This is a genomic window from Chthoniobacterales bacterium (genome assembly GCA_036569045.1).
In the GTDB taxonomy this organism is placed as follows: Bacteria; Verrucomicrobiota; Verrucomicrobiia; order Chthoniobacterales; family JAATET01; genus JAATET01.
Genome location: DATCRI010000058.1, coordinates 1 through 23,300 on the forward strand (window position 1 = coordinate 1; position 23,300 = coordinate 23,300).

Below are 23,300 nucleotides of genomic sequence, written 5' to 3' on the forward strand. Positions count from 1 at the left end.
GCCCGGTTGGCATCATGCACGCCTACTACATCCTGTTCGAGCGCGAGCAGGGCTGGCTGCTGGCGTTGTGGTTCAGCGTCGTGCTGAACATCAACCTCGCCCTGCTCAATCTCCTGCCTATCCCCGTGCTCGACGGCGGCCACATCACCCTCGCGATCATCGAAGGCATCCGCCGCCGTCCGATCAACGTCCGCATCCTCGAGTTCATCCAGAACGGCTGCGCGCTGCTCATCGTCGGCTTCATGCTCTACGTCACGTTCTTCGACGTCCTCGATCTGAAGCCCGGCGGCAACGGCGGCAGCCTGAAATTCCGCGCCGTCTCCGAGCAGACGACCGCGCCGTAGTCTCCGCACTCCCGTGGCCAGCTACGATTCTTACTGGTTCGCCAACGGTCGCCGCGTCACCCGCGAGGTGCGCGTCGGTCGCGTGACCATCGGCGGAACGAACCCCGTTCGCGTGCAGTCGATGATCACCTGCGACACGATGGACACGGCCGCCTGCGTGCAGCAGACGCTCGACCTCGTCGCCACCGGCTGCGAAATCGTCCGCATCACCGCGCCCACCGTGAAGGACGCGCGCAATTTGGAACATATCAAGGCCGGCCTGCTCGCCGCCGGTTGCGACGTCCCAATCGTCGCCGACATCCATTTCAAGCCCGAGGCCGCGCTCGAGGCCGCGAACTGGGTCGAGAAAGTCCGCATCAATCCCGGCAACTACGCCGATTCGAAAAAATTCGCGACCCGCGAATACACCGACGCGGAATACGACGCCGAGCTCGGCCGCATCCGCGAGCGCTTTGCCCCGCTCGTCGAGAAATGCCAGGCCCGCGGCATCGCCCTGCGCATTGGCACGAACCACGGCAGCCTCTCGGACCGCATCATGAACCGCTACGGCGATTCGCCGCTCGGCATGGTCGAGAGCGCGCTGGAGTTCGCTCGCATCGCCCGCGACCTCGACTTCCACAACTTCGTCTTCTCGATGAAGTCGTCGAACCCGAAGGTGATGATCGCTGCGTATCGCCTGCTCGTCGCTCGACTCGACGAACTTGGCCCCGATTGGAATTACCCGATTCATCTCGGCGTCACCGAGGCCGGCGACGGCGAGGACGGCCGCATCAAGAGCGCGATCGGCATCGGCTCGCTCCTCCACGACGGCATCGGCGACACCATCCGCGTGTCATTGACGGAAGACAGCATCCACGAGATCCCCGTGGCAAAGGCGCTCGTCGCCAGCGTTCAACATTCCGCAATCCCCAATCCGCAATCCGCAATTTTTTGGGATCCCTTTTCCTACAACCGCCGCCCCTGCCCGGCCATGCGGGCCGGCGATGTCGCCGTGGGCGGCGAGGAGACCATGCGCGTCGTCGTGCGCCAGCGCACCTTCGATCTGCTCGCCCACAAGCTCGACCGGCTCGGCGATTTCCAGCCCGAGATCGTCCTCGAGCAGGCGGGCATCCTGGAGATCGATCCCCGCGACGAAGCCGCCCTCCAGGCTGCCCGCGAGCTGCCCGAGTCGCGGCTCGTCGCCATTCCCGATGGCTGCGACCTCGACGTCATCAGCGCCTACCGCCTGCTCGCCCGCGCACTCGATCTCAGGCACGCCATCCTGCTCAAGGACACGTTCACGCCCTCCACCAACGCCACGAAGGATTTCCTGCCAACGCTCCTCACCGCCGCCACGAATCTCGGCGCGCTCCTTTGCGATGGCATTGGCGACGCCGTGCTCGTCCAGGGCGAATCCGCCCCCGGCCAGTCCCTCCGGCTCGCCTACAACACGCTCCAGGCCGCCGGCGCCCGCATTTTCAAGACGGACTACGTCGCCTGCCCGAGTTGCGGTCGCACGCTCTTCAACCTTCAGGAAACCACCGCCCGCATCAAGGCCGTCACCTCGCACCTCAAGGGCGTGCGCCTCGCCATCATGGGCTGCATCGTGAACGGGCCCGGCGAAATGGCCGACGCCGACTTCGGCTACGTCGGCGGCGCACCCGGCAAGGTGAATCTCTACGTCGGCAAGCAGGCCGTGAAGTTCAACATTCCCGAGGCCGAAGCCGTGGATCGCCTCATCGACCTCATCCGCGAGCACGGCAAATGGGTCGACGCCCCCGCCCAGCTCCCGGCCTGATCACTCGGGCGGGGCGATCTCGGGGCGGATCGAAACAGCCCTGTCCGACGGAAAATCCTTCGGCACGGAGGAATCGACCTCGCGGCCGGCCAGCCATTCGAGCACACGCGGGATGATTGTCTGCACACCGGCGCAGCGCAGACTCGCCGGCTGCGTGTCGCCGGCCCAGACATGGCCGAAGGTCGAAACATAAGCCCTCCCCTTGCCGTAGTGCGTCACCCACTCGGAGGGCCAGGCGTATTGCGGATTCCCAGGATCGCTCACGCAGGAGAGCACCTCGAGATTTTCCGCCGGCCCGCGGCAATAGCGATACACTTCCAGCATCGGCGATTTCCACGCCCGCGGCAGCCCCTTGTGGATCGGGTGCTCCCCGAGCCGCACGATCACGCCGTCGATGCGCGCCGGATGTCCCGTATTCTCGCCTTCCCCGGCCGGGATGCGCACCACTTCTCCCTTTTCATCGATGCGAATCGAAGGCCCATAGTTCTTATCCCGCCAGAGGAGGCCGGTGATCTGCTCGTATTCCTTCCATCCGCGAAAGGAATTCTGGGCGCTGTGATAGATGTAGACGCCGCCTCCGTCCCGCACATAGCGGGCAAAATCCTCACGCACGGCCTCCGGCCACTCCAACCCATTGCCCAGGTTGTTGCACGTCTGGATCACGACGTCGTAATCGGAAAACTTCGGCCGCCACTGCGCCCAGGCCGGATCGTCGCGCGTCGACGGCGACGTGCTCACGTCCACATCGAAGCGACCATTCGCGGCAAGCACGCCGCGCAGCAACTTCGTGGTGAGCTTCCAGTCGTGATTGCTGAATCCGTCCACGATGAGCACCCGGATGCGATCCCCGCCCGTCGGAGAATCCGCGGCGTGCAAAAACGAGCCCAGGAGAAACAACGGAAAGAGAAGCCAGCGCATGGAGGGGAAAAGGGGAAGGCTCACCCCTATCCGCACGCATGGAGGTCGGCAAGCAGGCCGTGAAGTTCAAAAATGGCCGATGCCCGCGCCCCTGTCTCCAGAAACCCCGGCGCCGCGCGGAATATTGCATCGACGCCCCGCCCCGCGCGCGGCAAACCTTTCGACCATGCCTTCCATCTGGCGAAGTTTCCTCGGGTGCCTGTTTGCGGCCGTCGCCGCAGCTTCCGCCCAAACCACCTGGACCGCCAACCCCGTCGCGGACACCTTCGTGACGACGGGTCCCTCGAACGATCTCACGACGAAAAACTACGGCGCCCTCGGCGCCCTCGAAATCTCGGGCAGCGCCGCGAGTCGCGCCGGCTCCGGCTTCCGCGGCATCTTCGACACGGCCATCCGCTTCGATCTCGCGGCGGCGAAGGCCACCTTCGACGCCGCCTATGGCGCGGGCATGTGGCAGGTGCAAAGCATCTCGCTGCAACTCGCCACCACCACCGCCTCCGGCAACGCCATGTTCAACACAAACAGCACCGGGCAGTTCTCGATCATCTGGATGCAGAACGACAGCTGGGCCGAGGGAACCGGGGCCACGCCGGCCGACGGCCTCACCTACGCCACCCTGCCCGGCTTCCTCAGCGGGGCCGACCAGAACGTGGGGACCTTTACCTTCGACACCACCGTGGGCGGCGCCGACGGTGCACTGTCCGTTTACACGCTCTCGCCCGGCAGCGGGTTGACCAGTGACGTCCTATCCGGCGACCTCGCCAGCTTTGAACTCCTCGCCGCCACCTCCGGCGTGAGCTACCTCGTGAATTCCTCGACCTTCGGCACCGCCAGCCGCCGCCCGCTGCTCAGCATCACCGCCGTCGCCGTGCCGGAACCCGCGATGTGGAGCAGCCTCGCCATTGGCCTCCTTGCCCTCGGCGCTTATCAGCGATGGCATCGGCGACGCGGTTCTCTTGCTGGGTAAGGAAGCCTCGGGACCGTCGGAGGCGCGGGTCATCAATTGTGTTGTGGTTTCTTTGCGCTCCGGCAACTTTCAGCGACGTGAAACCAGGGTCCCGAATTTCCGCAACCCAACTTCCCGGAAGGCGGATGATCGCATTCACCGTTGCCCTCCTCACGATGATCCTCGCCCTGACAGTGCCTCCCGCGAGGGCCGAGCCCGAGCCAAAGGCGCCAAACTTCCAGCGCCTGGCAGGCCTATACATCGGCGTCTTCACCTATTCCGGTCCCAGGGGCCGCTTCGACGGCACGGCGGCACTCCTGATTTTGTCGCGCACGAGCGATCATCTCGTGGCCAGACTGACCCTCAATCCCGCCCCACAATATCAACAGGGGGGCTGGAACTGCAGCATCGAGATCCAGGACCTCTCGATCGACATCAACGACGCGATCCCCTTCGACAAGGGCAGGACCGGAGCGGATGGCAGCATCACATTTGTCGAAAAGGGAGATCTGATCTTCGTGTCCGATCCCCTGCCCTTCAAAAAGAAGGGCATCGAAGGCAATGCCCGGATCAACTGGGAAAAGGATGGTCCGGACTTCGGCATGTCGATGACCGTTCGCACGCACAGGGGAGACGATCCGCAGCCGACCATTCACCTCCTTTTCAGCGGCAGCAAAACCCAGAACTAAAGGCGCGTTGGCCCGCTCGTGGGCGAAGCACTGGATTCGGTTGAATCCGATGGCTCGTGCGATCACCTTCTTCGCCATGCGAACCGCCATCTTCCTGCTCGGCACGCTCTGGGTCTTCGCGAATTCCGCACTTTCGGCCCCGCTACCCTCCGACTGCTCGCAGCTCATCGTCGGCCTTGCCGATTCGTGGGACGCAAACGTCGGCCGCATCCAATGTTTCGAGCGCGACGGCAAGACGTGGCGCGCCGTCTCCGCTCCGCAGCGCGTCCTCTTCGGCACGAACGGCCTCGCGTGGGGAATCGGAGTTGCCGGCCAGAACGAGCCCGGCAAACACAAGGTCGAGAGCGACAAGCGCGCGCCCGCCGGCCTCTTCGCCCTCGGCAAGGTCTACACCTACGAGAGGGCGCTTCCCGCCGGCTCGGACTACCCGTTCTTCACGGTCACCCCCGCCGACTGCTGGATCGAGGACCCCACCTTGCCCGGCTACAACACCCACGTGCGCGTGGACCCCGCGAACCCGCCTCCGTGGTTCAAGAAGCAGCAGATGAAGCAGGACGACTTCGCCCATCACTGGAAGATTGAGATCCTCCACAACTCGAACCCGCCCCAGCCCGGCGCCGGCAGCGCGATCTTCTTCCACATCCAGCGCGGCCCAAACAAACACTCCAGCGGCTGCACCACGATGCCCCAGCCCGCGCTCCTCTCGATCATCCGTTGGCTCCGCGCCGACGAGCACCCGCACTACGTCCTCCTTCCCGTCGCCGAATACCGCGCCAAGTGGAAAGCCTGGGGCCTGCCCTCGCCCGCCCTGGTCAGTGCCGGAAGTTAGCTTCCGGAATCACGCAGAGATGCAGAAGCACAGAGAGATTAAACACAGGAATGATCACCACCCTCTCCTACCTTCCAGCTTTTCTTGGAGGCCCCAGAAACTCCTCCGTGTCTCCGCACCTCTGCGCGAGTCCCGAATCTCAATCCTCCGGGGGCGTCAGCCCGCGCGCCTCGAACCACATCCGCAGGAACTGGATGTCCCCTCGATCCTTCTCGCGATTTGCGCGCCGCTTCATCCGCCAGAGCAACTCCGGGCTCGCAAACGGAACCGCCACCCCATCGATCTCGTGCACGGTAACGCTGCGGGAGGCCTCCGCGAAATCAATGCCTGACGCCTTCGCCATGAGATCGACGAGAATTTCGTCAGCCACGCGCACGACCACATAGCGGCCCACCTCGCCCGCTTCGAGTTCCCGAACGCATCCATCGGGAAGCGTCGCCAGGGCAGCAAAGACCTTCGCTTCGTTCTCCAAGGTTGCGTCGATCACCAGATCGACATCCTGGGTATTTCGCGAATATCCCGCCGCGCGAATCGCGAAGCCGCCCACGACAACGTAGGCTGCGTCCCGCGCGTTCAGTTCCCGGCAAAGCGCGACCAAATCCTCGAGCGAAGGCTCTCGCGGGATCAGCTCTCCCGTTTCCGGGTCATGTGGTCCATTAGCCATGCGTCCGCTTCCGCGAAGGTGGAAAAACGATAAACCCCGCGCCGCACACGCAAGCCAAACCCGGCGTCCCGCCATTGCTCCTTGCCTCGTTTTTCTTCAGGGATCAATCGGAGCGGTGCCGGAAGGCGACGCCGGCCAACCGTTTTCCCCACGGGATCGTCGAGATTGAAGATCGGCTCCACGGCGGCAACCTAACGCCGCCCGCCAGAACTGCCAAGGCGGTATCGCGAGAAGCGCGGTGATCCATACAGGGACGCAAGAGAGCAGTGAAATTCCCGTTTCGCGAAAGAAGGCAGGCAGAGAAAACCCGGGAGGTGCGGCTGGCGGGTTCTCTTTCCGTGTCTTCGCGCTCCCAGACGATTCACCTCCAGCAAAACCATTTGCCACACGGGGAGATGGGGCGTAACGAATATTTATTATGAATCCTTTGTTCGCCCTCGGCATGCCGGGCATGCAGGAACTGCTCCTCATTCTCGTGATCGTGCTCGTGCTCTTCGGCGCCAAGCGCCTTCCCGAGCTCGCTCGCGGTCTCGGCCAGAGCATGAACGAATTCCGCAAGGCCAAGGATGAGTTCCAGAGCGAGCTTCACCGCGTCACCGAGGAGCCCGCTCCGAAGACGGCCGACGCGAAGCCCGTCGACAAGTCCGCCTGAGTCCGCCCGGCGCCCGCAGGTTCCCGGATGAGGCATCCTCGGCCGCTCGACATTCTCCTCGTCCTCGCCGGCTTCGCCAGCCTGTGCCTCCCCGCCCGGGCGGCAGATCCCTTCACGATCGTCTCGTATAACGTCCGAAACTGGCTCGCGACCGATCGCTTTGTTACCGGGCAACCCCAACCGGAGTCCGCGAAGACCGATGCCGAGAAAGACGCCGCGGTCGCCGTCATCGTCGCCCACCGCCCCGCCGTCGTCGGCATTCAGGAAATCGGGAGCCGCGACGACCTCGCAGACCTGAGCCGCCGCCTGAAGGCCGCCGGCCTCGACCTCCCCCACACCGAATGGCACGAGGGCATCGATTCCGAGCGCCACGTCGCCGTGCTCAGCCGTTTTCCCATCGTCGAACGCGCCTCGCAGGATCGCATCGACATCGACATCGACGGCCGCCCGAACGGCATGCAGCGCGGCATTCTCGACGTCACCATCGAGCCCGCCCCAGGCTACCGCCTCCGCCTCATCGGCCTGCATCTCAAATCCCGGCGCAAGGTGCCCAACGTCGACGAGGCCACGCTTCGCGCCAGGGAAGCATGGAGCGTCCGCCAGTATCTCGACGGTATCCTCGACAAGGCGCCGAACACCCGCCTCCTGCTCTTCGGCGACCTCAACGCCTCGAAGGATGCCTATCCCGTGCGCGAGATCCTCGGCCCGCCCGGACCCACCCGCCTCACCGACATCCCGGTCGCCGACAGCCGCGGCGAACGGTGGACCCATTACTTCACGACCGCCGACGAATACAGCCGCATCGATTTCTTCATGGCCAGCACCGCGCTGCTGCCCCAGATTGATCGCCAAAAATCCGGCGTGGACGATTCCCCGCGCTGGCACGACGCCAGCGACCACCGCGCCCTCTTCCTCACGATCGACCCTCCCTGACTCATGGTTCACCACCAAGACACCAAGGCATCAAGAACACCCCAAAGAGCTCTCCTCTCCTTTTCCCTCCCTTCGTGCCTTGGTGCCTTGGTGGTGATTTCTTTCCTGTTCGCTGCCGCGCCTGCCCTCCACGCCGGCGTCGACGAAGAATGGGCCGCCATCCTCGAATACGACAAGGGCCCGCCCAACGCCTTCGCCAGCCGCGACCAGGCCATCGCCCTTGCCCGCGCCCACTTCGAGCGCCAGCGCGCCGCCCTGAATGCCTTCATCGCCGCCCACCCCGCCGACCCCCGTATCCTCGACGCCCGGCTGCGCCTCACCAGCATCCGCGCAACCACCGGCGAGATGGACGGTAAGCCGGCCGAGGTCCAGGCCGCCCTCCGCGACCTCATGGCGCTCGAGAAATCGACGTCCGTCCCTCGCAACCGCCTGCCCGACGTCGCCTTCCGCCGCATCTCCCTGCAAATGCAGACCCTCCAGGGCAGCGAAGCCGAGATTCGCGAGGCTGTCGTCACCGCCGCGCGGAACTACGCCATCCGGTTTCCCGAGGACAAGCGCGCCCCCCGCCTCCTCGTCGAGGCCGCCACCCAATGCGACGACGACCCCCGCACCATGCGCGACCTCCTCACCACCGCGCAGTCCCTGTCGAAGGAGCCCGCCCTCAACGCCCGCATTGCCGACGACCTCCGTCGCCTGAACTTCCTCAACGCCCCCGTCAAGGCCCGCTTCTCCACCATCCAGGGCGGCACCGTCGACCTCGCCGCCCTCCGCGGCAACATCGTCGTCCTCCTCTTCTGGGCCTCCGACTCCCCGCCCAGCCTCCTCTGGATGCAGCAATTCCGCAGCGTCGTGGCGAAAATTCCGCCCGAGAACCTCCGCATCATCCTCGTCAGCCTCGACGAGAGCCGCAAGAGCCTCGACGACGCCATGAAGGCCTTCAGCATCACCTGGCCCACGAACTTCGACGGCAAAGGCTGGGAAAACGCCGTCGCCCGCCCCCTCGGCATCAATGCGATTCCCACGGTCTGGATCCTCGACAAGAGAGGCATCCTCCGCACCCTGAACGCCCGCGAGAGCTACGACATCTGGATCCGCCGCCTCCAGCGCGAGCGGTGAAGGCTTTGGACAGAATTGTGGGAATTGGGGAAATTTTCGGCGGGTTCCGTGACTCGAAAAGTGAGACGCGAGCGGAATCGCGTCCCTCCCTTTGGTCACCAATTCCCGAAATTCCGTCAATTCTGTCGAAAACTTACTCCGGGGAGGCGGCCCAGAAGCGTTCGAAGGCTTCCTGCCAGTCTCTCGATTCCACTTTTTTGCGGGCGGCGATGCCCATTTTCTGGCGGAGGGCGGGGTCCTCGACCAGGCGGCGGATGCGGTCGGCGACTTCTTCAGCGTCGTTGGCGCGGGTGATGTAGCCGTCTTCGCCGTCGTCGATGAGGTCGCGGGGGCCGCCGACGTCGCTGACGATGACGGGCAGGGCGCTGGCGTGGGCCTCAAGGACGACGTTGCCGAAGGTGTCGGTGGTGCTGGGGAAAACGAAGAGGTCGGCGGAGGCGTAGGCGGTGGCGAGGTCGTCGCCGCGGAGGTAGCCGGTGAAGATGGCGTCGGGGAGCATCTCGCGCATTTCGGCGAAATACGGCCCGTCGCCGACGATGATGGGCCGAACGGGGAGCTGCCATTCCGCAATGCGGCGGGTGGCGGCGACGACGATGTCGAGGGCTTTTTCCTTGGAGACGCGGCCGACGTAGAGCATGGCGAGCTCGCCGGGGCGCAAGCCGCGGGAGGCCCAGAAATGCGGGTCGCGGCGGGAGGGGCGGAAGGTTTCGATGTCGAGCCCGCGAGGGAGGGTGCGGAGCTTCTCGGGCGGGATGCCGCGGTCGGCCCAGCTTTTGCGGTAGTCCTCGGAGTTCACCCAGACGACGTCGAGCTGGCTGTAGAACCAGTGCATGTAGTTCCAGGTGAGCGTCTCCATGAAGGAGTCGTCGGTGAGGATGCGGACGTATTGGGGGAAGTCGGTGTGGTAGATGCCGGAGGTGCGCAGGCCGAGGACCTTCGCGGCGGCGAGAGCGACGAGGCCGACGGGGCCGGGGGTGCTGATGATGATCTCGCCGAAGTTCCCGCGGGCGATCCAGTCGACGATGGCGAGGATGGGCGGGAAGCTGAGGCGCTGGAGCTCGTATTCCGGGAGCTCGAATTCGCCGACGGGCGGAAAATTCTGGAGCGGGATGCCCATGTCCTCGATCTCGGAGCGGGAGACGACGACGGTGAGGTCGTGACCGGTGGCGATACCGGCAGCGGTCATGCGGCGGATGGTCGTGGCGACGCCGTTGACGTCCTCGAGGGTGTCGGTGAACCAGGCACGGCGGGTATTCGTGAGCGCGGCGGGCACTTCGCCGCAGGCGGCGCGGCTCATATCCGCGAGCCAGGCGCGGCGGGGCATGCGGAAGGCGTGAATGTAGGGGCTGAGGAGCGCGACGATGGGCACGAGCGGCGAGATCGTCTGGATGCTCTCGATGAATTTGCCGGCGGTGATCTGGGCGATGAACTGGGTGAAGAAGCGGAAGCCGAGCTGGTTCGCCATGAGGTTCGCCATGAGGAAGGCGCGGCGCTCGGGCTCGGGCACGCCACTGGTGATGGTGGCGAGCGCGGTCTTCACGCTGGGCTGCGAGAAGTAGCCGGAGAGTTCCTTCCACAGCGAGGCGTTGCCGGGCTTCACGATCTCGAAGATCTTGCCGCTGAGGATCCCCTGCGCGAGGAAGCCGAGCTTGTCGCCGAAGGAGAAGACGGTGGGGTCCTTCCCTTCCATGAAGCGGGAGAACATCTTTTCGACGAGTCCCACGCCGGGCTCGTCGCTGCGGAGGGCAAAGCGGTCCTTGGCGTATTGGAAGGCGACGTTGTAGGTGCCGTGGGCGCGCACAAGGGCGTCGCCGGGCTTGCCGGCGGCCTCGCAGCGGCCTTCGCGAAGGTGGGTGAGAAATTCCGCGACGGTGGCGGCCTTCGGCGTGGCGGTCCACGCGCGGCCGGGCTGGATGCCGCCGTGATCGTCGGAGCCGCCGAGGAAGGCCTTGCGCCAGGGCTCGTCGTGTGTGGGATTCATCCCCGTGGCGGCGATGAAGCGCTCGATGTCGCGGGGCTTCAGACGCTCGAGGGCGAACCGGGCGGACTCGCTGAGGATGGCGGGGTAACGGCCGTTGATGATCTCGAAGTGGCGGAAAAGCAGGATGAGCTTCTGAAAATGGAGCGGGGTGAGCTGCTCGTTGAGGGCGTGGAAGGGGTGCGCCACGGCGTGCGCGAGGCCCGCGCCGGCGAGGTAGGCCTGGAGCTGGTAGATGTTCCCCTTGAGGTCCTGAACCTCGCGGTGCTGCGCCTCGGTGAGGCCGTAGACGAGGATGTGGACCTTGCAGCCATCCTCGGGAAATGCGGCGGTGACCTCCTCGCTGAAGAACACGCCCGGGAGCGCGCCGATCTCGAGGCAGCCGGCAAGGGTGTCCTGATCGGTGATCGTGACGAACTGCATGCCGCGGGCGCGGAGCTTGTCGTAGAGCGCCTTGGGGTCCGAATAGCTCGCGGGAAAATCCAGTCGGCGGAGGGCCCAGTCGGCGGCGCGGGTGCTGTATTTGGAATAGACGTGGAGGTCGGCGCGGGCGCTCATGAATGGGTCACGACAGCAGGATCGGGTTGGTCCAGGGCGCGTTGCCGCCGGAGCCAGTCCTCATAGGTCATCGCCTCCCGGGTCGCAAGTGCGCGAACGAGACATTTTCGCGCGTGTTCCCGAATGGCCGCGTGCTCCCAGTCCGGCGGATGCAGGCCCACCCGCACGAGCGGCCGGTCACCGAGCGCCCGCAGCAGCAGGCTGTTCCAGCCGAGGCTTACCACCCGCCGCCACGCCGCGCGCACGCTGTAGACGAGACTCTGCGAGCGATGGATCTCCCCGGAGACGAGATCCTCCACCTGGCCGATGCGCGTGGTGTATTGGAACCCGGCCCGCGCCACGGCCCGCGAGGCCTCGGCGCCAAGCAGCCAGGCCGGCGCGATGAAACCCGTCGGCGCAAGGCCGGCCTCGCGGAACTCGCCCAGCGCCCGCATGACCCGCGCGAAGGCCTCGGCTTCCTCGAGATCGAAGAACTCCCCCTCGCCCGCGGTGTAGGATTCCGTGACCAGCCGGCTCCACGTTCCCTCGGTGCCCCGGGCTTCCCGCTGGTGGAAGTAACCGTGCACCACCGCCTCGTGTCCGGCCTCCGTTCGGGCCGCCAGCCATTGGCAAAATCCCTCGTCGCGGAGGAAATGGCCGCGGTGGTGGTGATCGGGAATCACGAGCAGCGACGTGCGAGCCACCCCCAGCGCGGCGAGATCCTCCAGCATGCGCTGCGTCGTCTCCCACGTGCGCGGGCTGACGTCGTGAATCGAGACCACCAGGCCTCGCGCCTGAGGAATTTGTCTAGTTTGGCTCATTTGCATTCGACTTCGGATAGTGGTAACAAACAGGATTGCTGCAACAGAAGTCCCATGTCCGATAACGATCCCCGCGCCCCGAAAAACAAACGTCCCGAAGGTGGCGACCCCCAGTTCAACTGGCGGGGTCTCGTCTTTTTCGCCGTCACCGTCGCCCTGCTTGGGGGCGCTTTCATCTTCCGCAACGGCTCCCTGCTCCAGAGCGAAACGCTCACCCTGCCCGTCTTCGAACAACTCGTCGCCAGCGGGAAGATTCTCGCAACCACTGAGAAACCAATCAAATACGTCGTCGAGCAAGGCAGCCCGACACAGTATCTCACTGGCTTTTACAAGAAGACGCCGGCCACCGCTCCCGGCAAGCCCGCCGCCAGCGGCGAGGAGGCCGCTCCGTTCCGCGTGGACGTCTTTGCCCAGCTCAATGGCGATGACGTGAAGACGCTTCTGGCAAACGCGAAGCTGCCCTACACGATCGTTCAGGAAACGAACCTCCTGGCCACGACGCTCGTGAGCTTCCTGCCGATCGCCCTCTTCCTGCTCGTCCTCTATTTCTTCTTCCGGTCGCAGATCAAGATGGCGGGCAAGGGCGCGCTGAACTTCGGCAAGTCGAAGGCCCGGATGATGGCCCGCGACAAGAACAAGATCACGTTCAAGGACGTCGCCGGCGTCGAGGAGGCGAAGGACGAAGTCCTCGAACTCGTCGAATTCCTCAAGGATCCCAAGAAATTCCAGAAACTCGGCGGTCGCATTCCCAAGGGCGTGCTGATGGTCGGCTCCCCCGGCACGGGCAAGACGCTTCTCGCCCGGGCCATCGCCGGCGAGGCCGACGTGCCGTTCTTCTCGATCAGCGGTTCGGACTTCGTGGAAATGTTCGTCGGCGTCGGCGCGAGCCGCGTGCGCGACATGTTCGAGCAGGGCAAGAAATCCGCGCCGTGCCTCATTTTCATCGACGAGATCGACGCGGTCGGCCGGCATCGCGGCCACGGCCTCGGCGGCGGTCACGACGAGCGCGAACAGACGCTCAACCAGCTCCTCGTCGAGATGGACGGCTTCGACACGCAGGACGGCGTCATCATCATCGCCGCCACGAACCGCCCCGACGTGCTCGATCCCGCGCTGCTGCGCCCGGGCCGTTTCGATCGCCAGGTCACGGTCAACCTTCCCGACGTGAAGGGCCGCGAGGAGATTCTCCGCGTTCATGCCAAGAAGGTGAAGATGGCGGACGGCGTCGATCTCGGCGTCATCGCCCGCGGCACGCCCGGCTTCTCCGGCGCGGAGCTCGCGAACGTCATCAACGAGGCCGCCCTCTCCGCCGCCCGCGCCGGCCTGAAGGCCATCACCACGCGCGAGCTCGACGAAGCCCGTGACAAGGTCCGCTGGGGCCGCGAGCGCCGCAGCCTCGCGATGAGCGAGTCGGAAAAAATCGGCACCGCCTGGCACGAGGCCGGCCACGCCTTGCTCAACGTCGTGGTCGAGCACACGCACCCGCTGCACAAGGTCACGATCATCCCCCGCGGTCCCGCGCTCGGCGCCACGATGTATCTCCCCGAGGGCGATAAATACTCGACGCAGCGCAAGGAAGCGCTCGCGATGCTCATCGTCACGATGGGCGGCCGCATTGCCGAGGAAATGTTCACCAACGACATCTCGAACGGAGCGTCCGGCGACATCATGCAGGCCACGAAGCTCTCCCGCCGCATGGTCTGCGAATGGGGCATGAGCAGCCTCGGCATGATCCGTTTCACCGACGAGAACGAGCATGTTTTCCTCGGTCGCGACATGGGCCGCTCCCGCGAATACAGCGAGTCCACCGCCCAGCAGATCGACTCCGAGGTCAAGAAACTCATCGACGACGCCTACGCGCAGGCCACGCAAATCCTCGAGGCGCACCGCCCGCAGGTCGAGCTCATCGCCAAGGCCCTGCTCGAGTTCGAGACCCTCGAAGGCTCGCAGGTGAAGGATCTCATCGAACTCGGTTACATGCGCAATCCGCCGATGAACCAGCCCAAGCCGCCGCCGCTCCCGCCCACGCCGCTCTCGAGCGACGTGCCCGAGCCGCTCAAGCCGCCGCGCCCCGAATTGCCCCCCGGCGGCCTGCCGGCACCGAGCCCGGCGTAGTCCCCGGCAAAAGCCCTCTCTCAAAGCGGCGGTCTCAGGACCGCCGTTTTTTTGTGCCGCCATCCCCGCGGATCAACGACTTCGAGACGTCTCTTTTTCCTCGCGAGAGAAGAATGGCATCCCGGCCAGGCCTCTCAGGCCAGACTGCCGGGAGGCCGAGGCGATCCAAGCCATCCCACTCGGCCTCTACTCCCGAAAGGGCGCCACTTCCGTCGCCCGCGCTGCTCGCTCGCCCCGCGATCCATCGCACCACATCCCTCCGTCCAAAATTCGCAAGATTCCGCATACGATTTTGTTTGAGATTAAGTCTCAAACTCACTGAATATGCCGCCATGTCCAAGCTGTCTCTCCTTACCGCCGCGCTGACCTGCGCCGCTTTTTCGTCTGCTTTCGGTGCTGTGACCTCGGTCGACGGCGTGAAAACCTACCTCGTGGACACCGTGACGAAAATGGACTCCGCCGCCCATGATTTCGAGAAGAGCGCGAAGGCCTATGCTGCGATCATCGACGAGAACGGAGGCGACTACGCAAAGGCCTACGCCGCGAAAAAGACCGAGATCGACGCGCTCGTGAAAGCGATGCAGGACGACTACAAGGCGATGGACAGCTACGGCTACGAGACCGTCGAAGGCATCATTGGCGGCGTCGAATCCTTCACCCACTACGATCGCGATCTCGACGCCGGCGTGCCGAAAGCCGAAGGCGCTGAGAACATCGCGGAGATCACGCTCGAGCTGCGGAATGGCGACAAGATCGACCAGCAGGGCTCGCTCTTCACGTTCATCATCGAGCCCACGCTTTGGGGCGGCGACAAGCGCTGGGTCACGCCCATCGACCTCGATGGCGACGGCAAGATCGCTCCGCGTGAATCCCTGCCGAAGGCCGAGGTCGTGCTGGCTGCCTCGACCGACGTCGCCAAACGCATCGACGCCCTGCTCGCCGACGCGAAGGCCTGGAAGCCCAGCAACGGTGATTGCATCGCGGCGATGATCACGATGACGCCGACGCTTTCCGACTATTTCGAGGACTGGAAAGAATCCCGCTATTCCGCCACGCAGTCCGGCCGCTTCTACGCCGTCAGCCGTGTCTCCGACATGCGCGGCATCATGGGAAGCTGCGCGATCATGTATCAGGCCGTCGACCCCGTGGTCGCTCAGAAGGACGCCGCGCTGGCGAAGTCCATCCGCAGCGGCTTCACCGGCATCACCGCCTTCCTCGACAAGATCGACGCCCGCGAGAAGGCCGGCGCGGACACCATCCAGCTCGCCGAGATCGACGAAATGGCGTCCCAGGCCAAGGAACACACCGACAAGCTCGTCCCGCAGATCGAGCAGGCCCAGGCCCTCGTCGAAAAGAACTAGCTCTCGCTCGGCATGCGCTTTCCCATCCTCGCCTCTGTCGCTCTGCTGGCCGCCTCCTTCGGGGCCAGCGCCGACACTCTCGATCGCACCGACGTCGCGCAGACCGCGATCGATGATCTCGCGATCACGGCCGTGGCAAAGCGCGCAGGCGAAACTCCCGATGCCCAGGCCGCGCTCGCAGCCTTCACGAACGGTCTCCGCTCTCCGGAAGGCCGCGCGCTCTGGCAGAAATCCCTCGACGCCTTCACGCAGGCCCCGGATCCCGTCGCCGCCGCCCGCGCCCTGGGCGCCCTTCGGGGCTCTCTCCAGCAGGTCCTCGCCCTCGAGATGCTCGCGGCCTACAACGCCGGCGACATCGAGGCCGCCCGGCAGGCCCGCGCCGCAATCCGGCTTCCGAAGCACGCGAGCGCCGTGGAGGGCCTGCTCGCACTCCAGCGCATCAACGGTCCCGACGACCAGCGCGCCGAAGTCGCCCGCCTGCTCGCTCGCGAGACTCTCATCTGGCAGGGCAGCCGCGCCCGCGAGCGCGCCGACGAGCTTCTCCGCCTCGCGAAGGCCGACCGCGCCACTCCCGAGCTCGTCGCCCTCCGCTCGGCCGAGATCCAGGCCCTCACCGACTTCCCGCCCGCTCTCCTCGCCGCTGCGAAGGTCGCCCCGGCCAGCGCCGGGATGGTTCCCGCGCCCGCTCCCTCCGTCGATTCGATCGCCATGTGGAAATCCTCGATCGAGGCCCGCCTGCCCGACCTCCTCACACCCGACGAGGTCACTCGCCAGGAGCGCCTCGTTCTCAAGCTTCTCCGCCTCATTCCCATGGAATACCGCGCCGGCGTCCGCGACGGCCAGATCGCCGTCCCGCTGGAATACCGGGAGGCCGTCAGCTTCACCCAGCAGGCCCAGCAGCTCCTCGTCGAAGTCCGCCCGAACTGGATGAAGACGAAAGCCGAGGCCATGGCCGCCCATGGCGCGGAGCTGGAATCGCTGTTCGCCAAGCTCGAGGAAACCATCGCCGCCAAGGGCGACATCGCCACCGTCGAAGGCGCGTGCAAGGATCTCTCGACGCTCCTCCAGTCCAAATTCGATGTCACCCTGCGCAAGGCCGGCAAGGGCTCGGACGTCGTCCAGGAGACCGCGCTGGAAGTCCGCTCGATCCTCGGCCAGTCGCTTGCCGCCGCCCGCGAAGGCAAGTGGCGCGACGCGAACGCCCTCCGCCTCGAAGCCTACACGACCTTCGATCTCGAGATCGAGAGCCGCATCCTGCCTCGCGATCCCGATCTCGCCACCCGCGCCGAGCGCAGTTTCCTCGACGGCGGCCACGACGGCCCCGGCATCAAGGCCGTGCTCGATCGCCGCGCTCAGAACGCCGAGCTCGAGGCCGCCTACAGCCGCACGTTGAAGGCGCTCGACGAATGCGTCGCGCTGCTCAAGGTCGGCCTCTCGCCCACGACGGTCGCCGTCACCGCCTTCACCATCGTGCTCCGCGAAGGCCTCGAGGCCGTCGTCATTCTCGCCGCATTGCTCGCCGGCCTCCGCGGCGCGGAGAACGCCGCCTCCCGCCGCCAGGTTTCCATCGGGGCCTGGGGGGCGATTGCCGCCTCCGCCGCCACGTTCATCCTCGCCCGCACCGTCATTTCCTCGCTCAGCCGCTACGGCGAGACGCTCGAGGCCGTCATCTCGATCCTCGCCGTCATCATCCTGCTCATCGTCACGAACTGGGTGTTCCACAAATACTACTGGACCGGCTGGAACGCCCGCCTGCGCGAGCTCAAGGACAAGGCCGCCACCCAGCGCGGGCAACGTTGGGAAGCCCTCGCCATGTGCGGCGTCGGTTTCCTCACGATCTATCGCGAAGGCTTCGAGACCACGCTCTTCATGCAGAGCCTCATTCTCGAAGGCGGCTTCTTCGCCTCCCTCACCGGCCTCTTCATCGGTCTCGCCGCGATCGGCGCCGCCGGCTGGGCGATCTTCAAATGGGGCAAGAAGCTCCCCTATCGCAAGCTGCTCGTCTGGACCGGCGTCCTCGTCGTCACGATCCTCGCCACCTTCCTCGGCTCCACCGTCCGCCTCTTCCAGACCGTCGGCTGGCTGCCCATTCATCCGATCCAGAGCCTCGATATCCCCCCTTGGATGGGCACATGGCTCGGCCTCTATCCCTCGTGGGAAGGTCTCATCATTCCCATGCTTGGCTTCGTCTACGTCGGCGGCGCCTGGCTGTTCGTCCGCTGGCAGGGCCTTCGCAAGCAGGCCACCTTCGACGCCCTGCTCGAGTCGCGCCGCGCGACCGCCGTCCACCCCGTTTCCTGACCGCACTCCCCGGCAAATTCCCCACCCGGCCCCACTCTATAAACAAAAGTCACTCTTACTTAACCAACCAACCCATGATCCCAACCATCCGCACTCCCTTCGCCCTGCTCGCTGCCGGCGCGCTCTTCACGAGCCCGCTCTTCGCCCAGCAGGACATTCTCGAAGACCAGTCCTCCGATCCCGGTCCGCTTGTCAGCTGGCTCGAAGGCGACTGCCTCTTCGGTAACTGCGCCGGCTTCCGCCCCATGCTCGAAGACAAGGGCGTCGAGTTTTTCGGCGGCTACACCGCGGAAGTCTGGGGCGACGTCTCCGGCGGCTATGAACGCGGCGCCGTCTACACCGGCCTGCTCGACTTCGGCGTGAACCTCGATTTCGAGAAGCTCGTCGGCTGGCAGGGCGCCAGCTTCAGCACCACGTGGCTCTGGCTCTCCGGCCGTGACGTCTCCGAAGACAAGGTCGGCAACTTCCTCACCGTCTCGAACATCGCCGGCTTCAACACCCTCCGCATGCTCGAGATGTGGTTCCAGCAGGACTTCTGGCAGCGCGACGGCGGCCCCTCCGGCCTCTCGATTCGTCTCGGCCAGCTCACCGCCGACAGCGAGTTCATCATCTCCGACTACGGCGCCACCTTCATCAACGGCACCTTCGGCTGGCCCGCCTTCGCCTACACGAATGTCCCCGCCGGCGGCCCCGGCTACCCCATGGGCGCCCCCGGCGTGCGCGTCGCGGTGACCCCCGTCGAGTGGTTCACCTACCAGGCCGCCGCCTTCGAGGGCGACGTGTTCGACCAGAACGTCAACCGCCACGGCTTCCGCTACCGCCTCAACCGCAAGTTCGGCTACTTCTTCATCAACGAAGCCCAGTTCCGCTGGAACCAGAAGGACGACGAAATGGGCCTCGCCGGCCAGCTCAAACTCGGCGCCTGGTTCCACACCGCCGACTTTGCGAATGCCTATGGCGACGGCTCCACCTGGGGCGACAGCTCCTACTACGCCGTCCTCGACCAGCAGCTCTACCGCGAGCCCTCGAAGGAAGTCCCCGCCGAAGTCACGAGCAAGGACGGCAAGTCCGTCGTCGCCTCGGACGGCAAGAGCACCGCGAAATCCTTCAAGGAGCCCGTCAAGCTCGAGAAATCCAGCCAGGGCCTCGGCTGGTTCGGCCGCATCGCCTTCACCCCGCAGACGCAGAACTTCGTCGGCTTCTACTTCGACACCGGCCTCGTTTACACCGGTCTCATCCCCGGCCGCGACGACGACGCCCTCGGCGTCGCCCTCGGCTTCGCCGACCTTACCAGCGGCGCCGCACAGACGCTCTTCGACGAAGGCTCCCGCAAAGCCGGCTACGAAGCCGTCATCGAGGTCACCTACGACGCGCAGATCACGAACTGGCTGCACGTCCAGCCCGACCTCCAATACATCATCCGCCCCGGCGGCACCGGCGACTACGGCAACGCCCTCGTCCTCGGCGGCCGCGTCTCGGTCACGTTCTAAGTCGCTCGCTCCGAATCCTGTCCAACCGCGCCCCGCCCGCAAAGGCGGGGCGTTTTCATTTCGATTCCGTCAATCGGGTGCGCATTCATCCGTCGAAACGCCAAGTTCACGGATTTCAGATTGCAGAAACCACCCGCATGTCGCATCACACTTGTAAACCAATCGCGCCGATGAAAAAGACTGCCCTTCCGCTCGCCACGTTCGCCGCCTTGCTCGCTCTGCCCACGGTCGCCCACGCACATCCCGGTCACGGTCTGGCCCAGGGCTTCGCTCCCGGCTTTTCGCATCCGCTCATCGGCTTGGATCACCAGCTCGCGATGGTCGCCATCGGCCTCTGGGCCGCGCAGGCGGGCGGCCGCGCCATGTGGGCCGTGCCGGCGACGTTCGTGGGCGTGATGGCCCTCGGCGGCGCGCTCGGCATGATGCAGGTGCCCGTCCCCTTCATCGAGCCCGGCATCGCCGCCTCGGTGCTCATCCTCGGCTTGCTCATCGCCTTTGCGGTGCGGATGCCCCTCGCCGCCGCCGTTCCGCTCGTCGGCCTCTTCGCAATCTTCCACGGGCACGCTCACGGCGCCGAGATGCCGGAGAACGCCTCTGGCGCGGCCTACGCGGTGGGCTTCATGCTCGCGACCGCCGCCCTGCACGGCGTGGGCATCGGCCTCGGCATGGCCATCCAGCGGTTCACCGCGGCGCCGGTCATTCGTTTCGCCGGTGCGGCCATCGCGGTGGCGGGCGTTTACGTCGCCCTCAGCTAAAAAAGCGGGCCCGGCGGGGAGGCCCTGATGATCCCCGCTTGTCGCACAGCCGGTCGCCTGCGATAACCCGTGCCCGTGCCAGGGAGTGCGCCGCCGCAAAATTTCCGAAGGATCGCCGTGCAGGTCCTCATCGGCATCGGGATCTTTTCCGCCGTTGTCGCCGTTGCGACGCTGGTTTACTGCCTCGAGGGCTGGTCGTTCAGCAACGCGCTCTACATGGTCATCATCACGATCTTCGGCGTGGGCTACGGGGAGATCGAGCCGGTGGACACCACGCTGGAGCGCATCACGACGATGCTTACGATCATCGCCGGGCCGATCGCGACCGTCTTCGTGATCAGTGCGATCGTGAAGATCGTCACGGAAAAGGAATTTCAGAAGGCAATGGCCGATCGCCGCAAATTCAAATCCATGGACGAACTCAAACGCCACACCATCATCTGCGGCTTTGGCCGCATCGGGCAAACTCTGGCCCGCGAACTCGTGAAGGCCGGGCATCCCTTCCTCATCCTCGACCGCGACCCCGACCGCATCGCGCAATCCGAGGCGCTCGGCTACATCACGCTCGAGGGCGACGCCGGCGACGAGGAGGTGCTCGGCCGCGCGCACATCGACTCCGCCCGCAACCTCGCCGCCGTGCTGCCGAACGACATGGTGAACGTCTTTATCACACTCACCGCGCGGAACCTGAACCCCGACCTGCGCATCGTCGCTCGCGCGGAGAATCCCGCGACCGAGAAGAAGCTTCGCCAGGCCGGCGCGAACGACATCATTCTGCCCGCCTTTGCCGGCGGCATGCAGATCGCCCACCGCATCCTCCGCCCCTCGCTCCTCGGCGTGCTCGACGACAACACGTCTTTCCTCAAAAACGACCTCGAGGAGCTCGGCGTGGAGATCGGCGACGTCTTCCTCGAGGCAGGAAGCCCCTTCGCCGGGAAGCCGCTCTCCGCCTTCATCGACAGCGTGAAGGGCCGCTGCCTCGTCCTGGCAATCCGCCACGCGGATGGCAGCAGCAGCCAGCACCCTGCCCCACACGCCATGCTCGCCGCCGGCGATCACATCATCAGCATCGTGCGCAAGAGCGCGTAGCGGGGCTAGAACCCGCCTCGATAGAAGTTCGTGGGAGGAAATTCGTCGCCCGATGTCTTGCGACCTCTTCGAGGCGCCCTCTTCTTCTTGGAAACTCGCTCCGAACGAACGACCTGATAAGACGAAGCCTCTTCCCGGACGACTCCGGTTTCCGCGTCGTCCTTGAAAACCTGCTGACCGCTCTCCTTCACGTAGTCGCGGATCACCTTCAGGAAGCGCGTGGAGAACTCCACCGCCTTCTTTCGGCCGACGCCGGGAGTCGCCTCGAAAGCCAGGTCCGAGTCCGGGTAAAATCGCGCCATGTGGCGCAGCGTCACATCGGAGAAAATCACGTAGGCCGGCACGTCGCGCGCGTCGGCCAGCTCGCGCCGCAGCTTCCGCAGCCGGTCGAACAGCGCCTCGTCGAAGGCAAACTCGCCCGCGACCTTCTTCCGCGCACGCACCGGCGCCCGCACCGCCCGGCGCACCCGGATGGGCTGGCGCGATTTCAGCGCAGCGAGGCCCTCGTCGGTGAGCTCGACGAGCATGAATTTGTCGTCGGTGCGCCGTGCGTAACCCATCCGCAGCAGGTCGCCGGCAAGCTGGCGCCATTCGTCGGCCGTCAGCTCGCGACCGATGCCCCACGTCGGCAGGCTGTCGTGCCTGCGCTCGAGCACGGCCTTCGCTTTCGAGCCCAGTAGGACGTCGATGGCGTAGTTGAGCCCGAAGTTCCATCCGCTCGCCTGCCGCAGGCGATAGAGGCACGAGAGAAATTTCTGCGCGGGAATCGTGACGTCGATTTCCTCGGGCGGCGTGATGCAATTGTCGCAGCCACCGCAGTTCGCCTCGTCGGAATGTTCGCCGAAATACGCGAGCAACGCCCGGCGCCGGCACTCCCCGCTCTCCGCGAAGGCGGCCATCCCGTTGAGCTGCGCCAGCGCGGTGCGGCGCTCAGCCTCATCGGGCTTCTCGTCGATCATCCGCTTCTGCTTGAGAATGTCGCCGCGGCTGTAGAGCAGCAGGCAATCGGAAGGCAACCCGTCACGCCCGGCGCGGCCCGTCTCCTGATAGTAGCTCTCGAGATTCCGCGGCAGATCGTGGTGCACGACGAAGCGGACGTTCGGCTTGTTGATGCCCATGCCGAAGGCGACCGTTGCGCAGATCACGCGCACCTCGTCGCGCAGGAAGGCCTCCTGGTTCGCGGCGCGATCTTCGGGCCCGAGCCCGGCGTGATAGGCCCGCGCGGGGATCCCTTCGGCGACCAGTTTCTCCGCAACGGACTCCGCCGACTTCCGCGACAGGCAATACACGATGCCGGCGTCGCCGGGCCGCTGCCCCAGGAAATCCATGAGCTGGTCGAACGCCCCCGCCTTGGGCACCACGCGGTAGAAAATATTCGGCCGATTGAAGCTCGCCACGTATTCCCGCGGCTCGCGCAACCCGAGCCGCTCGACGATGTCCGACCGCACGCGGCCCGTCGCCGTGGCGGTGAGCGCCATCACCGGCACGTCCGGCAGCGCCTCGCGCAGCTCGCTCAGGCGCCGGTATTCCGGGCGAAAGTCGTGCCCCCATTCGCTGATGCAGTGCGCTTCGTCCACCGCGACGAGGGTGACGTTCCACGTCTTGAGATCCTCGAGAAATCCTGACAGCAGCAACCGCTCCGGCGCCACGTAGAGCAGCCGGTATTCGCCCTGGTGCAGGCCGCGGAGTCGCGCGCGCCCCTCGCCCGGCTCGAGCGAGGAATTCAGATACGTCGCAGCCACGCCATTGGCGGTGAGCGCGTCGACCTGATCCTTCATCAGCGCGATAAGCGGCGAGACCACCAGCGTAAGCCCCGGCCTCAGCAGCGCCGGCAACTGGTAGCACAGGGATTTCCCGCCGCCGGTCGGCAGCAGCGCGAAGACATCGCGACCCGCCACCGCATCGGCAACGATCTCCGCCTGCAACGGCCGAAAGGCGCCGTAGCCGAAAACTTCCTTCAACTTCGTGAGTGCGGGATCGCCCAT

19 protein-coding genes are annotated in these 23,300 nt (G+C 65.6%); 14 read left to right on the forward strand and 5 right to left on the reverse strand.

The genetic code is table 11. The features are described from left to right. Both VIM61_11210 and ispG read left to right on the forward strand, forming a co-directional pair. A partial coding sequence (locus VIM61_11210; GenBank protein ID HEY8900969.1) for a site-2 protease family protein occupies positions 1-344 on the forward strand: 344 nt, incomplete at its 5' end. Between the two features lie 13 nt (positions 345-357). Further along, entirely contained in the window at positions 358-2,121 is a 1,764-nt protein-coding gene (gene ispG / locus VIM61_11215) for a (E)-4-hydroxy-3-methylbut-2-enyl-diphosphate synthase (GenBank protein ID HEY8900970.1), read from the forward strand. On the opposite strand, the gene VIM61_11220 is transcribed toward ispG, so the two are convergent. Further along, a complete protein-coding gene (locus VIM61_11220) occupies positions 2,122-3,039 on the reverse strand; it encodes a ThuA domain-containing protein (protein ID HEY8900971.1) in 918 nt (305 codons plus the stop codon). Between the two features lie 166 nt (positions 3,040-3,205). On the opposite strand from VIM61_11220, the gene VIM61_11225 reads away from it, so the two are divergent. The 3 genes from VIM61_11225 (at position 3,206) to VIM61_11235 (ending at position 5,503) form a co-directional block, all read left to right on the forward strand. Further along, positions 3,206-4,006, forward strand: a complete 801-nt coding sequence (locus VIM61_11225; protein ID HEY8900972.1) for a hypothetical protein — start codon at positions 3,206-3,208, stop codon at positions 4,004-4,006. Between the two features lie 125 nt (positions 4,007-4,131). Next, positions 4,132-4,674, forward strand: a complete 543-nt coding sequence (locus VIM61_11230) for a hypothetical protein (GenBank protein ID HEY8900973.1) — start codon at positions 4,132-4,134, stop codon at positions 4,672-4,674. A 76-nt stretch (positions 4,675-4,750) separates the two neighbouring features. Then, positions 4,751-5,503 (forward strand): hypothetical protein, encoded by a 753-nt coding sequence (locus VIM61_11235; GenBank protein ID HEY8900974.1) that lies wholly within the window; start codon positions 4,751-4,753, stop codon positions 5,501-5,503. A gap of 139 nt (positions 5,504-5,642) precedes the next feature. On the opposite strand, the gene VIM61_11240 is transcribed toward VIM61_11235, so the two are convergent. Next, entirely contained in the window at positions 5,643-6,167 is a 525-nt protein-coding gene (locus VIM61_11240; protein HEY8900975.1) for a nucleotidyltransferase, read from the reverse strand. Between the two features lie 427 nt (positions 6,168-6,594). Here VIM61_11240 and tatA point away from each other — a divergent pair, with 427 nt between their 5' ends. From tatA to VIM61_11255, 3 genes are all read left to right on the forward strand, one after another. Further along, positions 6,595-6,819, forward strand: a complete 225-nt coding sequence (gene tatA, locus VIM61_11245) for a twin-arginine translocase TatA/TatE family subunit (GenBank protein ID HEY8900976.1) — start codon at positions 6,595-6,597, stop codon at positions 6,817-6,819. 27 nt (positions 6,820-6,846) lie between these two features. Continuing rightward, positions 6,847-7,752, forward strand: a complete 906-nt coding sequence (locus tag VIM61_11250) for an endonuclease/exonuclease/phosphatase family protein (GenBank protein ID HEY8900977.1) — start codon at positions 6,847-6,849, stop codon at positions 7,750-7,752. A 93-nt stretch (positions 7,753-7,845) separates the two neighbouring features. Then, positions 7,846-8,868 (forward strand): TlpA disulfide reductase family protein, encoded by a 1,023-nt coding sequence (locus VIM61_11255; protein ID HEY8900978.1) that lies wholly within the window; start codon positions 7,846-7,848, stop codon positions 8,866-8,868. Positions 8,869-9,001: 133 nt separating this feature from the next. Here VIM61_11255 and VIM61_11260 read toward each other — a convergent pair whose 3' ends face one another. Both VIM61_11260 and VIM61_11265 read right to left on the reverse strand, forming a co-directional pair. Then, positions 9,002-11,404 carry a glycosyltransferase gene (locus tag VIM61_11260; GenBank protein HEY8900979.1) on the reverse strand — a complete coding sequence of 801 codons (2,403 nt, stop codon included), beginning with the start codon at positions 11,402-11,404 and terminating at the stop codon, positions 9,002-9,004. Continuing rightward, positions 11,401-12,204, reverse strand: coding sequence for a polysaccharide deacetylase family protein (locus VIM61_11265; protein HEY8900980.1), 804 nt, complete (start codon positions 12,202-12,204; stop codon positions 11,401-11,403). The genes VIM61_11260 and VIM61_11265 overlap by 4 nt, the downstream gene beginning before the upstream one ends. A gap of 54 nt (positions 12,205-12,258) precedes the next feature. Here VIM61_11265 and ftsH point away from each other — a divergent pair, with 54 nt between their 5' ends. The 6 genes from ftsH (at position 12,259) to VIM61_11295 (ending at position 21,315) form a co-directional block, all read left to right on the forward strand. Then, positions 12,259-14,319: an ATP-dependent zinc metalloprotease FtsH gene (gene ftsH, locus VIM61_11270; protein ID HEY8900981.1), complete on the forward strand. Its 2,061-nt coding sequence runs from the start codon at positions 12,259-12,261 to the stop codon at positions 14,317-14,319. Between the two features lie 332 nt (positions 14,320-14,651). Then, the gene (locus tag VIM61_11275; GenBank protein HEY8900982.1) at positions 14,652-15,680 is read left to right on the forward strand and encodes an imelysin family protein; all 1,029 of its coding nucleotides are present in this window, start codon (positions 14,652-14,654) and stop codon (positions 15,678-15,680) included. Between the two features lie 12 nt (positions 15,681-15,692). Then, positions 15,693-17,981, forward strand: coding sequence for an FTR1 family protein (locus VIM61_11280; GenBank protein ID HEY8900983.1), 2,289 nt, complete (start codon positions 15,693-15,695; stop codon positions 17,979-17,981). A 74-nt stretch (positions 17,982-18,055) separates the two neighbouring features. Beyond that, positions 18,056-19,471, forward strand: coding sequence for a carbohydrate porin (locus VIM61_11285; GenBank protein ID HEY8900984.1), 1,416 nt, complete (start codon positions 18,056-18,058; stop codon positions 19,469-19,471). 170 nt (positions 19,472-19,641) lie between these two features. Then, positions 19,642-20,226 (forward strand): HupE/UreJ family protein, encoded by a 585-nt coding sequence (locus VIM61_11290; protein ID HEY8900985.1) that lies wholly within the window; start codon positions 19,642-19,644, stop codon positions 20,224-20,226. A gap of 117 nt (positions 20,227-20,343) precedes the next feature. After that, entirely contained in the window at positions 20,344-21,315 is a 972-nt protein-coding gene (locus VIM61_11295; protein HEY8900986.1) for a potassium channel family protein, read from the forward strand. A gap of 5 nt (positions 21,316-21,320) precedes the next feature. Here the strand turns inward: VIM61_11295 and recQ are convergent, their stop codons facing one another. Next, positions 21,321-23,300 carry a DNA helicase RecQ gene (gene recQ / locus VIM61_11300; protein HEY8900987.1) on the reverse strand — a complete coding sequence of 660 codons (1,980 nt, stop codon included), beginning with the start codon at positions 23,298-23,300 and terminating at the stop codon, positions 21,321-21,323.